This window comes from Streptomyces sp. M41, from assembly GCF_043673425.1.
Lineage (GTDB): Bacteria > Actinomycetota > Actinomycetes > Streptomycetales > Streptomycetaceae > Streptomyces.
This window is the reverse complement of sequence record NZ_JBIMKE010000022.1, coordinates 86752-100002: the sequence shown is the minus strand read 5'-3', so window position 1 is coordinate 100002 and position 13251 is coordinate 86752. Positions and strand designations below refer to the sequence as shown.

At 68.1% G+C, this 13251-nt stretch carries 16 protein-coding genes; 4 read left to right on the top strand and 12 right to left on the bottom strand.

All coding sequences use genetic code 11. The features are described from left to right. Positions 1 to 49: 49 nt before the first annotated feature. From ssb to ACHBTE_RS24865, 9 genes are all read right to left on the bottom strand, one after another. A complete protein-coding gene (gene ssb / locus ACHBTE_RS24905) occupies positions 50 to 484 on the bottom strand; it encodes a single-stranded DNA-binding protein (protein WP_394726295.1) in 435 nt (144 codons plus the stop codon). 14 nt (positions 485 to 498) lie between these two features. Next, positions 499 to 807, bottom strand: a complete 309-nt coding sequence (locus tag ACHBTE_RS24900; protein ID WP_394726294.1) for a hypothetical protein — start codon at positions 805 to 807, stop codon at positions 499 to 501. A gap of 169 nt (positions 808 to 976) precedes the next feature. After that, complete coding sequence (gene traB / locus ACHBTE_RS24895; RefSeq protein ID WP_394726337.1) at positions 977 to 2995, bottom strand: plasmid transfer protein TraB; 2019 nt, start codon at positions 2993 to 2995, stop codon at positions 977 to 979. 57 nt (positions 2996 to 3052) lie between these two features. Then, positions 3053 to 3619, bottom strand: coding sequence for a plasmid transfer protein TraA (gene traA / locus ACHBTE_RS24890; RefSeq protein ID WP_394726293.1), 567 nt, complete (start codon positions 3617 to 3619; stop codon positions 3053 to 3055). 19 nt (positions 3620 to 3638) lie between these two features. Further along, on the bottom strand, positions 3639 to 4136 hold the full coding sequence (locus ACHBTE_RS24885) for a hypothetical protein (RefSeq protein WP_394726292.1): 498 nt from the start codon (positions 4134 to 4136) through the stop codon (positions 3639 to 3641). A 27-nt stretch (positions 4137 to 4163) separates the two neighbouring features. Beyond that, the gene (locus ACHBTE_RS24880; protein ID WP_394726291.1) at positions 4164 to 4547 is read right to left on the bottom strand and encodes an RRQRL motif-containing zinc-binding protein; all 384 of its coding nucleotides are present in this window, start codon (positions 4545 to 4547) and stop codon (positions 4164 to 4166) included. Between the two features lie 16 nt (positions 4548 to 4563). Next, the gene (locus tag ACHBTE_RS24875) at positions 4564 to 5454 is read right to left on the bottom strand and encodes a DUF2637 domain-containing protein (RefSeq protein WP_394726290.1); all 891 of its coding nucleotides are present in this window, start codon (positions 5452 to 5454) and stop codon (positions 4564 to 4566) included. Next, the gene (locus ACHBTE_RS24870; RefSeq protein ID WP_394726289.1) at positions 5451 to 5783 is read right to left on the bottom strand and encodes a hypothetical protein; all 333 of its coding nucleotides are present in this window, start codon (positions 5781 to 5783) and stop codon (positions 5451 to 5453) included. Before ACHBTE_RS24870 ends, ACHBTE_RS24875 begins: the two co-directional genes overlap by 4 nt. Continuing rightward, the gene (locus ACHBTE_RS24865; RefSeq protein ID WP_394726288.1) at positions 5780 to 6070 is read right to left on the bottom strand and encodes a hypothetical protein; all 291 of its coding nucleotides are present in this window, start codon (positions 6068 to 6070) and stop codon (positions 5780 to 5782) included. The genes ACHBTE_RS24870 and ACHBTE_RS24865 overlap by 4 nt, the downstream gene beginning before the upstream one ends. 675 nt (positions 6071 to 6745) lie before the next feature. Between ACHBTE_RS24865 and ACHBTE_RS24860 the strand changes: the two genes are divergently transcribed. Together ACHBTE_RS24860 and ACHBTE_RS24855 are read left to right on the top strand one after the other, a co-directional pair. Next, complete coding sequence (locus ACHBTE_RS24860) at positions 6746 to 7504, top strand: XRE family transcriptional regulator (protein WP_394726287.1); 759 nt, start codon at positions 6746 to 6748, stop codon at positions 7502 to 7504. A 4-nt stretch (positions 7505 to 7508) separates the two neighbouring features. After that, positions 7509 to 7982 (top strand): NUDIX domain-containing protein, encoded by a 474-nt coding sequence (locus ACHBTE_RS24855; protein ID WP_271665835.1) that lies wholly within the window; start codon positions 7509 to 7511, stop codon positions 7980 to 7982. Here ACHBTE_RS24855 and ACHBTE_RS24850 read toward each other — a convergent pair. Together ACHBTE_RS24850 and ACHBTE_RS24845 are read right to left on the bottom strand one after the other, a co-directional pair. Next, positions 7970 to 8536, bottom strand: coding sequence for an HD domain-containing protein (locus ACHBTE_RS24850; RefSeq protein ID WP_394726286.1), 567 nt, complete (start codon positions 8534 to 8536; stop codon positions 7970 to 7972). The genes ACHBTE_RS24855 and ACHBTE_RS24850 overlap by 13 nt on opposite strands. A gap of 1 nt (position 8537) precedes the next feature. Next, positions 8538 to 8999, bottom strand: coding sequence for a GntR family transcriptional regulator (locus tag ACHBTE_RS24845; protein ID WP_394726285.1), 462 nt, complete (start codon positions 8997 to 8999; stop codon positions 8538 to 8540). Between the two features lie 409 nt (positions 9000 to 9408). Between ACHBTE_RS24845 and ACHBTE_RS24840 the strand changes: the two genes are divergently transcribed. Then, positions 9409 to 10656 carry an SLATT domain-containing protein gene (locus ACHBTE_RS24840; protein ID WP_394726284.1) on the top strand — a complete coding sequence of 416 codons (1248 nt, stop codon included), beginning with the start codon at positions 9409 to 9411 and terminating at the stop codon, positions 10654 to 10656. 658 nt (positions 10657 to 11314) lie between these two features. On the opposite strand, the gene ACHBTE_RS24835 is transcribed toward ACHBTE_RS24840, so the two are convergent. After that, on the bottom strand, positions 11315 to 11698 hold the full coding sequence (locus ACHBTE_RS24835) for a DUF6083 domain-containing protein (RefSeq protein ID WP_394726283.1): 384 nt from the start codon (positions 11696 to 11698) through the stop codon (positions 11315 to 11317). 511 nt (positions 11699 to 12209) lie between these two features. Here ACHBTE_RS24835 and ACHBTE_RS24830 point away from each other — a divergent pair. Continuing rightward, positions 12210 to 13193 (top strand): hypothetical protein, encoded by a 984-nt coding sequence (locus tag ACHBTE_RS24830; protein ID WP_394726282.1) that lies wholly within the window; start codon positions 12210 to 12212, stop codon positions 13191 to 13193. Positions 13194 to 13251: the final 58 nt, after the last annotated feature.

The following is a 13251-nucleotide window of genomic DNA, read 5'->3' as shown; positions in this document are numbered from 1 at the left end:
CCGGGGCGGTCGCGATTCTTTGGCGAGAGGGCGACCGCCCCGGGCGTATCTAGAACGGGGGCTTGGCGGTGTTGCCGTCGGTGTTCCACGGGTCGCCGGAGGCGTCCGGCTTGTCCACCGTCTTGCCGTTGATGGCGACGGTGGTGAAGCGCAGCGAGGCGCCGATGTCGTCGACTTCCACGGCGAGCATGGAGCGGTTCTCGCCCTGCTCGGTCTGCCAGTTGTGCTGCCGGATCCGGCCGGACAGCACCACGCGCGAGCCCTTCGTGAGGGACTCGGCGACGTGCTCGGCGAGCGAGCGCCAGGCGGCGCAACGGAAGAACGTGGACGTGCCGTCCTTCCACTGGCCGGAGTCCTTGTCGAAGGTGCGCGGGGTGGATGCGACGGTGAACTTGGCGAGCGCCTGGCCGGAGTCGGTGAACTTCAGCTCCGGATCGGCGGTCAGGTTGCCGATGATCGTGACCGAGGTCTCTCCGAGCGACATGCTGTCTCCCTGGTTCAATGCTTGGAGCGGGTGAGTTTGAGGGTGATTCCGCCGACGCCGATCGGTCCGGCGGCGCCGGCGATGACGGTGGCGGTGTGAGCGACGGCGTCCAGCAGCGCGCACAGAGCGACGACCAGTCCCCAAGTGCCGAGTGCGGCGGCGCCGACAACGGCGAAGGGGATCAGGGCGCGCTGCCACGGAATGCCGTGGTGGGTGCTGCCCTGGACAACGATGACGACCGGGGCGCCGGTGGCTTCGGCGCGGCGGTAGGCGTCGGCGGGTATGTGCGGGGCGAGGATCCCCGGCGGGTCACGGTGGGGCATCGGGCTCCCTTCGGAAGGTCCGCGGGCCCGCCCCACAGACGCGGGCGGGCCCGTGCGAGTGGGTGTTACGAGCAGGTGTTAGGCAGCGTGAACGGCCGCTGTTAGGGCGGGTAACACGCGTGCCTGCCTAGGGGTTTGGGTGTTAGACCGCCGTAACGCGTTACGGCGGTCAGGCGGCCGTTAGGGCGGGGACGATGCGCCACCGACCGGTGGTGCTGGTGGCGTCCAACCGGCCCTCGTGAGCAGCCTCCTTCAGCCGCAGGGACACCCAGGAGCGGGACAGGTTGTGCTGGTCGCACCAGTCGGTGAAGTCCTTCGGACCGACGATCATGCGGCCCTCATCCTCGAACTCCTCCAGCGCGGCGGCGAACAGCCGGCGTGCCTCCTCCGGAGACGGCTTACGGCCCGCCTCCTCACCGAAGATCGGGGCGTCGTCGCCCTCCTCCGGCTCGGGAAGCTCCGCCTCGGGGTCGATGTCCGCGTCCTCCGGGTCGACCAGCAGACCGCCATGCTCCATGTCGTCCTCCTCGTCGACAACCCGCAGCGCCACCGGCTCACCGGTGCTGTCTGGTGCGATGCGGCCGGTGTACGCGCCCCCGGCGACGCCGGAGGCCGCACCGGCGGTGACCGGATCGGCAACCGCGCCGTTGGCTTGCGCCCACGAAGCGAGCCGTTCCATGACCGGCACCGTGCGCAGGGTGAAGCGCCGGGTGCGCCCCGGAGAGGGGTAGCGGGCCTCGTCGATGCCCGGCGAGACGACGTAGCAGTAGCCAGGGCGCCGGTTGCCCCACGCCCCGGGGTGCGCCCCCGCGTCGATGACCGTCTCCGGCAGCGAGAACCCCTCATCCCGCGGGTCGCAGCCGAGCGCGATCACGGACGGGAGGGAGGCGCGGGTACTGGTCGACATCTGGTCGTACGACGGCCGCTGCAACGACACGATCAGCGAAATACCGGCGGACCGGGCCTCCTGCGCGATGCCGGTGAACGCGTCGTCACCCATCGCCCGGAGGGTGTTGGCGGCCTCCTCGAACCAGGCCACCAGGAACGGCATCCCCGCACAGCTGCAGGCCCGGCCGTCCGTGCGGCAGGAGTGCTCCGGGTCGCTCTGCACCTGCGCCGCGGCGGGAACCCACTGCCGGTAGCCGTGCGAGCCGAGCCAGCGCGTGCGTGCCGGGATGGCCGCCTCGACGGCCGCCACCATGACTTCCGTCTGCGAGCCGCCCTCCGCAGCCCAGTCCAGACCGGAGCGCAGGGGTGCGAAGTCCTGGAACGCCTTGGGGTCGGAGAACCACACGATCACGTCGGTGCGGGACTGGATCTCCGTGAGCAGGTTCAGGGCGGCGTCGCCCTTGCCGGAGCCGGTGCCGCCCGCGACCAGCACGTGTGTGGAGTTGCGACCCGCGTCCGGATCACCCGGAAGCCAGATCAGCAGCGGGGCACCGTCGTCGTAGCGGCCGATGACCAGCGGCTCCGCGATCGAGCCCCCCAGGCTGGAGGGCCCCTCCCACTCCACGACCTCCGCGAGCATGTCTTCCGGCACGATCACCAGATCGCCCCGGCGCTCGGAGTCCGGGTCGGGGCTGTAGCGGACGGCTGACTTCGGCAGGTCCAGCGCGGACGCGATCCGGGCCAGCGCCTTGGCGACGTCGTCATTGGTCTGCTCGCCAGGCTGCAGCGCGAGCGGCGCGGTGACCCGGTTGGGCTCCACCTTCGCCGCACCGATCTGCGCCCGCGCCAACCCCACCTTCTCCAACAGGCCCCCGTCCGAACTGCCCGCGGCCCCTTCGGCGTTGTGGCGCAGGACCATGCGCACGTTCCACGACAGGGCCACCGCGGGCCCGCCCATCAGGTACAGGTCGTCGACCGGCCCGGCGGTGGGTCCGGCCAGGCAGGCGGCGGTCACCCATGCCGAGCCGCACGCCACCGTGACGGCGGAGTGCATGCGGCGCTGTTTGGTGGTCGACTTGCCCGCGGCCCAGGTGACGCCGGTCAGCGCCACCGAGGCCAGGGTCAGGCCCACGGCGGCCGCCGTGTTGTCCGGCCACCGCCAGTGCCCCACCGCGCCGACCAGACCGGCGGCGCCCCACCCGAGCCACGGCGGGATGTGCGGCTTGGCCTTGTGCAGCAGGTACGCGCGGACGGTGCCGTTCTCGGGCCCTCCCTGCGGGTCCATGACGTAGCCGGGCATGCCGTCGGGGTAGTAGGTCGTCATGCTGTTTCGATCACGGGCCATAACCCGACCTCCTTACTGCTGAGCCCAGTTCATGACCGGCTGAGCGGGACGCCGGGCACGGTGCCGCACCCGGTTGATCTCTTCTTCAAACTCCTGTTGGAAAGCCGAGTAGCAGGCGGCGGCGTTCTTGGCCGCGTCCCGCATGCCGTCGGCGGCCTTGCGCATCTTGCGGGACACCTTCCGGGCCCGGATCCGGGAGCCGAACGCGCGGCCCTCCGGGTCCGGCACGGCCGCCAGGACGCTTTCCAGGATCTCGGCAGCCATGGCCACCTCAATGGACAGCGTCACGCTGGCCGCGCGGAGGGTGTTGCAGTAGTTCCGCACTTGCGCCGGGGAGGTGAACTCCGGCGCAGGCAGCAGGGATTGGTTGCCCGACCGGCCGCCGCCAGCCTGGCTCCGGCTGCGGTTGTTGTTGACGGTGACGTTGATCGGCGGGACGAACGAGCCGCCCATCGCACCGACGAACCCGCCAGCGGCGGCGCCCACGTTGGCGAACTTGTTGCCCTTGCCGTTGTTGCTGTTCGTGCTGTTCGCGGCGCCACCATTGCGGCCGGTGCCGTTGCGCGTCGGGGTTGCCATCAGACGTGATCTCCTCAGGTCAGTGCGTGCGGCGGACGATGAGCCACGTGGTCTGCGCCACGATCAGCGTCAGCAGCCAGACCAGGGACAGCGGACCCGCCCACGGTCCGAACCCCGCCGCCAGCGCCGCCCACGCGAACGCGAGCGTGGCGAACACGGCCAGCGCGATACGCCAGGCCAGCGTGGAGCCCTGCGCCGGGCGCGAGCGCTGCACGACGGCGAACCACACCGCCGGCGCGACGGCCGCGGGGGCGAGCACGAGAGCGGACCACCAGGCGATGACGTGCAGCAGGCCGGTGATGACAAGGGCCAGCAGGGCAAGGCCGGTCGGCGCGAGCGCGTGACGGGCCATCCACAGCCCGCGGCCCACGAAGCTGAGTGCCTCGCGGGTCAGGGAGGGCCGCTCCGGGACGACGACCACGAACGGCTGCGAGCGGCGCCCGCGCTGTCGCGGGAGCTGGACGGTGTGGACACCCGCGGCGGTCCTCACCTTGCGGGTACGGGTACGACTGGACATAGCGGAGCTCCTTGGGAGTTGAAGGACTCAGGCAGCGCGCTGTTCCTCGGCGGCCAGGCACACCCCGCAGATGCCGTAGGAGCGCGGGATGCAGTAGCCGACATCGAGCAGGCAGCGGGGGCAGGTGCGGCGGGCCAACATGGCCAGCGCGAGCGCACCCCACTTGCGGGACGTCATCGGACGGACCGGCTTGGCCAGGTCGATCCGGTAGAGGTAGGCCACCTGCACGCCCCCGGCCCGCCGGTTGGCCCGCATCACCTGAGCGGCGATCGGCTGACCCCCCGGACGCAGCCCCTTCGCGCGGAGCTGTCGCCGGGTGGCCAGACCGTCGGGGGCCAGGCGGAACGGGTAGGTCGGGATGCCGTAGCGGGCGCCGGTCGGATCGAAGCAGCGGCCATAGGCGCGTGACATGACGCGGGCCTCCCGCTCAACCGGCGATCGCGGCGGGGAAGTTGGCCAGGTACTGCTCACGCGCCTTGACCCGGCCGCGCGCTGTGCGGGCCGTCGACTCCGACGCCCCGAGCCCCGCACCGGCCATCGCCATCGTCATGCGCGTGGTGCTCGGCTGCGTGAAGTCGGTGCCGTACAGCGCCCGCACCAACTGATCGACCCGGTTCGAGTAGATCACCGGTGGGCACAGGTCGACGACCGTCGACGACTTGACGACGGGTACCGGATCCGAGGTGACGGGCGTCAACGCGGTCTCGGTTGCCACCGGCTCCGCCGGAGCCACGGGCACCGGATCCAGCATGAGGTTCGCGGATGCGGTCGGCGCGGGCTGCGGGCCGTCGACGGGCACTGTGACGGGCGTCGACGGAGCTTCGACGCCCGTCGGCGGGGTGGTGACGCCCGTCATCGCCCGTCGGGCGAGATAGGTGTGCACCTGCCGCATCAGCGCCCCGAACGCGAGCAGGGCAGCGACGGGCGGAACCGCGGCGACCACGTAGTTGAGGGCGTTGGCGTCCTGCCCGACCCCGGCCACGTTCAGCGCGATGGAGGCGCCGTCTCCTGCGGTGACCAGGGCGATTGCCCACCAGTCGACCCGATGGGCAAGCGAGGCACGCAGGATCAGCAGTTCCCCGATCACGATGAACAGATCCACCGTGGCGGGCCAGGCCCACGACCGGGCCACCGCCTCCGCCATGCCGTGCCGGGCGGCCACCTCCTGCAAGTGCTCGTAGGAGAGCCAGAACGCCACCGCGGTCAGCACTACGGTGAGCACCGCGGCCAGCGCGGTGATGGCGTGGTCCACGGTGGCGGACGTCGACGGCGTCTCGACGGGCGTCAACGGGGCGTCGACCCGCGCCGGGGCGTTCATGCCGCACCCGCTTCCGCGAGCACGGGGGCGGCGATGTCGCCGTAGCCGACCAACTCCAGCTCGGCACCCGCGTACGCGACAGTCGTGCGCAGGACCCGCGTCCGGCCGTCGCCCTGGACGCGGTACTCGACGTCGCCGGGGACGGCATCGAGCGCCTCGCGCCACGCTTCGAAGTCGGGCAGTCCGGAGTGGAGCGCCAGCTCCAACCGGTTCGGGTAGATGGGCGAGAGGCCGAAGGTGGGAGCCGGCAGGTGCCCGAAGTCGACGGCCAGCAGGCGCAGCGCGCGCATCGGCGCGGACAGGTCGTCCAGCGTCAGGTTCTGGCTCACGCGGCCACCCCCGTCCGCAGGTTGCGGCGCCGGGCGGCGTTGGGCGTGGGCAGCGGCGCCAGGCGCAGCAGGCCCGCCTCGTCCAGCGTGCGCGCGGCCACCTGCACCGCGCGGTCGGGAAGCTCGGGGTAGTCGGCGAGGATGTCGCGCGCCGCGTCCAGCCGGGCGGCGCGCTCCTCCTCGGTCTCCCCCTGGACTCCGAGCCACAGGTCAACCGGGGTACCGAGGGCGAGTTCGAGGAAATCTTCCGTCGTGTCGGCCTGGTGGCCGGAGACGAAGTTCTGCATGGCTTGCTCCTGAGTCGAAGGGACGGAGAGAGCCGGGGGCCGCGAAACGTTGGCGAGAGGGCGGCCAGCCCGAGAAGCGGCCACGGCCGCGAACGCGGCGGGCCCAAGTGCCCCGGTCGGGAGTCGAACCCGGACGTGCAACCAGTGGGGCGAGGAAGGGAACCGGCTTCACCGGCCCGCCGCTTGCGGCAGCGGACCGGTCCCGAGCCGGAAGGCCGGGTGCGTCATCGTCACTGCTCTGACGCCAGCAGGGCGGCGCACACCGGGTGGCATCCAACGGGTTGACCTCCCGTGAGGGAGGGATGATCCCGAGAGCTGTTCTCCAGAGCCGGTGCGCGGGGAAGTGGCTGCCGGCGGCCGTCACCCGGGCCGCCGCGGGGACGGGGACTCACACCCCGTCGACTTGTCACGCTGTTGAGTTCTCAAGGCACAGACGTTTCCTTCGAACCCGTTTCACGGGGCTCTCCGGACGTTCGGTCTTGCGGTACCTGTTTTACAGGTACCGTATGGGGCTCCGTCAAGTAGAGCGGCGGAACCTCCTGGTTTTGCGCCGGGATTTCTTGGCGCACCATCAGGATCGCGCCAGTTCAGGGGAGTTGGTCACCCCGTACATGGACAGCTCTGGTCGATCTCGCTACCGTCAAGAGCTCCCTAGATGTCCCACGGAGGGCTCAGATGTCCAACGAGCGTCTACGGACAGCCCTGTTGGCACGAGGCATGACCATTCAGAGCCTCGCTGACGAGATCAAGGTCAACCCAAAGACCGTTGAGCGGTGGATCACTCAGGGCAAGGTGCCGTACCGGCGGCACCAGTACGCAACGGCGGCGGCGCTCCAGGTCGACGTGCTGACCCTCTGGGACGACGACCGCAATGCCGAGAGCTCATCCGACTTGGCGAAAGCCGAGATCGTGACCGTCTACCAGCATCGCCACACGGTGCCGTCGGGCCTCTGGCGCGAGATGTGCGAGCGGGCCACGGAACGCATCGACATCCTCGTGTACGCCGGGATCTACCTGGCAGAGGACCCTCTCTTCTTCTCAACGCTGAAGGAGAAGGCCGAGAGCGGCGTCCGCATCCGAGTACTGATGGGTGATCCAGAGTGCGAAGCCGTCATCCGGCGCGGCATCGACGAAGGGCACCGCATCATGGACGGCAAGATCCGAAATGCGCTGGTCAACTACCGCCCGCTGTTCACCAGCCATCCCGAGATCACCTTCCGTCTACACGACACGGTGCTCTACAACTCGATCTATCGCGCCGATGACGAGATGTTGGCCAACACGCACGTGTATGGCATCGGCGCCTACATGGCACCCGTGTTCCACCTGCGCCGTCTTCCCGGAAGTGGTCTGTTCGACACGTTTGCCAATAGCGTTCAGCAGACCTGGGAAGGCGCCAGGCCAGTAACCGAACGCGACATCACGGGAGCTTGAGAGCATGGGACGCATCGACTACTTGCACGACCCGGACGCCCCGCCAGCCAACTCGGTCGTGCCCTCGGTCGTGGCGTTCGTCCAGAACGACGCCGGGCAGGTGCTCATGATCCAGCGGTCCGACAACGGACGTTGGGCGCTGCCCGGCGGCGGCCACGACGTGGGCGAGTCCATCAGTGACACGGTGGTCCGCGAAGTCTGGGAAGAGACGGGCATCAAGGCCGAGGTCGTCGACATGTCCGGGATCTACACGGACCCCGGCCACGTCATGCAGTACGACGACGGCGAGATCCGTCAGCAGTTCAGCATCTGCTTCCGTGCGCGCCCGGTCGGCGGCGAGCTGCGTACGAGCAACGAGACGACACAGGTCCGTTGGGTTGCCCCAACGGACCTGCGGGAGTTGGACGTTCACCCCACCATGCGACTCCGCATCGAGCACGCCATGGACCGGGCCCGGACGGCTCCCTACATCGGCTGACGCTTGGCGTCGGCGACCCTCTCAAGTACGCGCGCGGTGCTCGCCAGAATCTCGGGTTCGGCGCGACGAATGAACGTGCCGATCAGGCTGTCGGGCCCGTAGCGGCCGGCAATCTCGTTGATCCGATCCACAGGATTCGTGGGCGTGCCGTCGGGCGTGGTGTTCATGTCGCAGAAGCAGAGGGCATCGTTCAGGTGCGCGGTCTCGCGGGGGAACTCCCCCTCCAGCTCCTCGCGCAAGCCTCGCGCATCGGCCTCCATCCACGCACAGGAGTGGTGGGCCACCAGGTGCACGACCCTCTCGTCGGCATTCGCGACGTCCCGGAGGTAGCGAGCACCGTCAAGGGGGTGAAAGCCGGTCTTGGCGAGGTCGGGCGCGTAGCCGATGTCGTGCAGGACTGCCGCGGCTTCCAGCAGTTCGGCGTCCTCTCCGAGGATGAGCGCGATGGCGCGCGCCCTCTCGGCGACGCCCAAGCAGTGCCGCCACCGTCGCGGCAGCGGCTCAGCTAGCAGGGATTCCGCGAGGGGATAGGCCCACTCCGTCAACGTCGGCAAGCTACGAACGCTCCTCTCGGTTCGGCACCGTGCGGACTGTCCGCACCTTGCCCTGACCTTCACTCGCCAGCACGCCGGCGGCTTCGAGCTTGTCGAGAGCCTTGGTCACGGTCGGCCGGGACACCTTGAACCTGCCCATCAGATTCGACGCGCTGAGGAACTTGGTCCCCACCTTGAACCCTTCGGCCGCGATGATGTCGGCGATGCGCTCTTCCAGCGGTCGCCGGTCAACCTCCTCACCGTGGCGTACGACCCTCCAACGGCCGCCTCGCACCGGTTCGGCGACCCCATCCGCCTGTAGCTCCTTGAAGGCGCGGAGCACCACCCCGCGCGAGACACCGTGATCACGCATGAGGTCTCCGGCGGCCGGAAGCTGTGCCATCTGCGGGTCCGCCTGGATCTGGGCCTTCACCACCTCCGCAATCTGCAAGAAGGTCCCCCGAGGGCTGGCCTGCTGCGACACTCGTTCTCCCCTCAGTTAGCCAAACGTCCTACTCCAGCTTCCCATGCCTCGCGCCCTCGAAGATGCTGGTCAGACTTCGCCGGTTTGCCAGCCAGACGGATCCTTCTCTCCCTCATCAAGGCCCGCGCACGGCGCGGGCGCGCACCGCCTCTGCGGCGCGAACGGCCTCCTTGTCTTCGCCACCGGCCGGCCGCGCCCGGCGGCTCGCGTGCGATGCCAGCGAAGGAGGGGAAACCCTTGGCTGGGGCGGTCGGCAGAACCGTGTTTCGTCGAGGTCTGAGATTCTTTCTTAGGACCGGATGTGGTCAACTCCACTTCCTAACAGGCGGGTTACCGACGGGTAGAAGGCGGGGCGGCGGTAGCGTGCCGTCGACCACACACCACCATCTTGACCGGGAGCCACTCCGCGATGTCCGGCCTTACCGACGTGCCGCGCGAACCTGAACCCGAGACCGCCCACAATTACAAACCGTGGGTGGGTGATGTCCTACATCACCTCGCATACGAAGATCAGCGACTGTCCGAGGCCGACATACACACCCCCCTCCCTGAGGAATTCGTGTTGACCTGGGAGGGCGTAGCCGCGATCCTCTCCGCCGCATGGAAGACCGACAGGAAAGAACTCAAGTGGACCCTATATGTCCAAATAGCTCGACAGGTCAGATACGCTAGTGACGGCGCATATATCTTCCACCAGAGGTACGAGTTACCTGACCGATACAAGCAGTACGTACGTCTTGAGAATTTGTTTACCGAGGAATCTGATTCCACCTGGGGCGACCTCGTTGAAGATGTCATTGAATTCCTCAATGACCCAAAACAAGAGTATGGATGGAGCCTAGAACCCGCTCAACAGCACGAGTACGCGAACAGCGTTATCACCTACCGGCGGGACGTCGCGACGGCGGAGCGCCGTATACGCAGGGCTCTTCTGTCGCGGTGGCTCCGGCTGGTGCCGCTTGTGATGATGCCGCTGGTTCTCGCAGCGCTCGGATGGGGAAACCTGTGGCCCGAAGACGTGCCGGACCTGCGCACGTTCAACATCGTGACCATCATGGTGGTGCTGGTCCTGGTGGCGGTGTTCCTGGTCGGCTTCTTCCTGCGGGTGAAGGACGAGAAACACGGTGTCAGGTCGGTGTTCCTGCTCCGCAGAGATCTGGAGATCATCCATGACCGGTGGATCCTCAACGCCTCAAAGACACGCCCAACGACGGAACGGCGAGACGGCTACCGGGAGCACATACCGCGGGTCATAGATCGTCTACGGCGGGATACACGGTTCTACCGGCGTATTCACAACTGGTTTCAGTGGGGGGTGTTCTTCGCGTCGGTGGGGACCACGGCGACTACGGCTTTCTGGGAGACCCCGCAGCCGGGTAAGACGATCCTGATCATGCTGGGGTCGTTCCTGGCATTCGCCACCGCGGTGACGGGCTATTTCAAATTCCGTGAGCGGGCGTACAACCTTCAGCAGACCGCGGATCAAGTAGAGCAGCACGCCACGGCCTTCGATCTGGGGATTGCGCCGTACGCGGATGCGGACGCTGCGGTGAACCTGGAGCGGTTCGCGGAGAACGTGGAGACGCTTCGGATTGAGCAGCGCAAGCGGGAACAACAGTTGGAACAGCCGCATCAGGGGCAGGCCGACGTCATCTGACCGGCAGCAGTGCGGCCGTCAGTACCGCCAACCCGAACGACGCGGCACCTCGTGCGAGGCGGACCTGGGAGGCGTTGGCAGTGCCAAGTGAACACGCACCTGTCTCCCTGGTGAGTGTCTAACTGCGTGACAACCACAGCGCGCACCCGCGAACAACCGTGGACGTCAGCAGACCATCCATACAGGTGACAGGCACAGCAGCACTCGGACAGTGGGCACCCCAAATCGCTTCGGGACGAAGCGGTCACCGGACCGTCTGTGGCCCGGCGCAGGGCACAGAGGCACATCGGCCGGCTCGTCCCCGGACGGCGACGACTGTTCGAAGCTCACCCGCGCACGGTATGCGATAGAGATCGACTCCGCCCGCATGCCCCCAGCCAAAGAGTGCTGGTCAGGGTGGGGTTCAACCCTTGGGTACACATGCTCTCCGGAGCCGTGTGCGCAGGTTCGAATCCTGCCGGGGGCACCCTGTATGAGGTGCCCAAAGACCCCGTCACCAGCGGAAACGCTGCGGTCGGGGTCTTCGCGTATGTGCAGCCATATGCAGCGCTGAGCGGCCCGGGGGCTGTGGACTATTCGTGGACAGGATCTTGGGACATCGGCCCAGGTCAATCTGGAGAATCGCGGTCGGGAGCCGGCACGCGCTCCCGAGTCGTCATCACCCCGCGTCGGGCCACAACTCCGGGGGCCTCGGTGGTTCCGGGTCCTGCTCTCGATCCACTCGTCGCTCGTTCTCGGCGCGCAGCGTCGTCAACCACGGCCAGAGATCGGGCAGCTGTTGCGCCGAACAGGCAAGCCGGTGCTCGATACGGCACCGCTGGAACGGATCCGGTGGGCACACGCCGTACACGGTCACCCGTCCGTCGGACAGCTCTATCCACCGGTGCTCCGCCGGCACTGTGTGAGCCAACGGGGCCATGTCGGGTTCAAGCAGCACCCAGTCCTGCTCCAGCGTCAGCACTCGATCTGCCGGCAGCCCGCAGTACATACAGCGTGACTGGCCGCCTCCCAGCTTGCTCGGCCTTTCTCGTAAAACCCCCATACCGCGAGAGTCGACATCTCGCGGCGCGATGCAAAGAGGGTGAATCAGACGAGACGCATGATGCACTCAGCCATCGTTGAAACCACACGCAACGCGGAAGGTGCAAACCGCAACTAGCGACCGCCTACACGAGGCCGAGACACCACCAAGCCCCCCAGCCTTTTCGGACTGAGGGGCTAGTGACCGAAGCTCGTACCTACTCGTACTCGCGCAAGAGCTCTTCAATTTCCAGCCCGGCGCTGGTCGTTTGAATCCCTGTCGGATCCCAGTTGATGCCTGACGTTTCTGTCCCGGGTGATGCTTGACAGGGCTCAGTCTGTATGCGGGCTGGTTGACGGTCGATGACGTTCGTGACCGTGCTTCCAGCGAGCGTGCGATCAGTGCCGCCTGCGGTCGGCTGGTGTCGCCGGCCGAGGTGATGGACCTGCGCGGTGGGATGGTCCGGGCTGAGCCTGATGATGACGACAGGTTCGATGCGCGTGCGCTGCCCAGCTCTTGCACGGTTTATGAGGTGCCCGGCCCCGGCGAGGCGACGGGATTGTTCACGCTGGTGGTGCAGGGCGGCAGCGCCTCGAAGCCGTTGCACTGGATCGGTGATGACGGCCGACTGGAGCCGTTCTACGGGTCCATCGGCAAGGACGGTGACGGCAGCGAGGAGTCCGACTTCACCGCTGTCGCCGATCGCCGCCCCGAATCTCAGCCCTTGGGGGATGGGATCCTGGGCTGGTACGGGAACTGGTACACCACTGTGCGCGCCGAGTGTGGGCCTGGCAGTAGTTCGGGGGCACCGCCTCTGCTGCATGTCACCGCCCGCGCCGACTACGACGAAGTCTCCGCAGCCGACCGTCAGCGCCTTGCCCGGATCGCCCGCTCCGCCGCCGACCGGCTCAGAGACCGGATCGGTTGCCGCACGGGGCTGCCCGAACTGCCCGACCAGCCGCTGCCCGAGGCGCCGTCCGCTCTTCGCCCGGCACGGTCGGCGGACGGTTCGTGTCGCTGGTTCGGCCGGCACATCGAGAAGCAGGGGCAAGGCAAACTGCCTGACCGTTTCCTCGCCACACCCGCCGGGGACGCGAACCCGGTCGCGAGTTGCCTACTGGCGGTCAGCCCCGACCAGATCGGGCCCATCGCCCGGGGCTTGCCCGATGACATGCTCCAGTTCGCCCGCAGCGCACGCACCCACTCGCCCCTGTGGCTGCGCACCGTCTCGTACTTCGGTGCCGAGGCGGCCACGGTGGGATACGACCGCCTCAGCATTGAGGACGAGATCATCGCGGCGGGAAGGGGCGGGCAGGGCGGTGGCGCCTGGTGGGCCTCCTCGGTCTGTGACGGCAAGCCCGCGCTGCGCACTCTCGGTTCCAGCTACCTCTACGACGACACGCTCAGCCCCCAGACCCTGTCCGCCCTGTTGCGCGCGTACGTCTCGGACATCACCAGGCAGGGCGGCTGCACCCATGTGACGTATCCGAGTGCGAAGGACTTCCGCGTCCGCTGAGAACGGACAACGGACTCCCTTCGCCACAGCTCACCAAGGGAAGTGCGCGGGCCTTCGG

What these genes read in the sequence shown, in the direction of transcription:
- ssb (WP_394726295.1), bottom strand. Translation starts at nt 484, where the DNA reads ATGTCGCTCGGAGAGACCTCGGTCACGATCATCGGCAACCTGACCGCC.
- ACHBTE_RS24900 (WP_394726294.1), bottom strand. Translation starts at nt 807, where the DNA reads ATGCCCCACCGTGACCCGCCGGGGATCCTCGCCCCGCACATACCCGCC.
- traB (WP_394726337.1), bottom strand. Translation starts at nt 2,995, where the DNA reads ATGCCCGGCTACGTCATGGACCCGCAGGGAGGGCCCGAGAACGGCACC.
- traA (WP_394726293.1), bottom strand. Translation starts at nt 3,619, where the DNA reads ATGGCAACCCCGACGCGCAACGGCACCGGCCGCAATGGTGGCGCCGCG.
- ACHBTE_RS24885 (WP_394726292.1), bottom strand. Translation starts at nt 4,136, where the DNA reads ATGTCCAGTCGTACCCGTACCCGCAAGGTGAGGACCGCCGCGGGTGTC.
- ACHBTE_RS24880 (WP_394726291.1), bottom strand. Translation starts at nt 4,547, where the DNA reads ATGTCACGCGCCTATGGCCGCTGCTTCGATCCGACCGGCGCCCGCTAC.
- ACHBTE_RS24875 (WP_394726290.1), bottom strand. Translation starts at nt 5,454, where the DNA reads ATGAACGCCCCGGCGCGGGTCGACGCCCCGTTGACGCCCGTCGAGACG.
- ACHBTE_RS24865 (WP_394726288.1), bottom strand. Translation starts at nt 6,070, where the DNA reads ATGCAGAACTTCGTCTCCGGCCACCAGGCCGACACGACGGAAGATTTC.
- ACHBTE_RS24860 (WP_394726287.1), top strand. Translation starts at nt 6,746, where the DNA reads ATGTCCAACGAGCGTCTACGGACAGCCCTGTTGGCACGAGGCATGACC.
- ACHBTE_RS24855 (WP_271665835.1), top strand. Translation starts at nt 7,509, where the DNA reads ATGGGACGCATCGACTACTTGCACGACCCGGACGCCCCGCCAGCCAAC.
- ACHBTE_RS24840 (WP_394726284.1), top strand. Translation starts at nt 9,409, where the DNA reads ATGTCCGGCCTTACCGACGTGCCGCGCGAACCTGAACCCGAGACCGCC.
- ACHBTE_RS24835 (WP_394726283.1), bottom strand. Translation starts at nt 11,698, where the DNA reads ATGGGGGTTTTACGAGAAAGGCCGAGCAAGCTGGGAGGCGGCCAGTCA.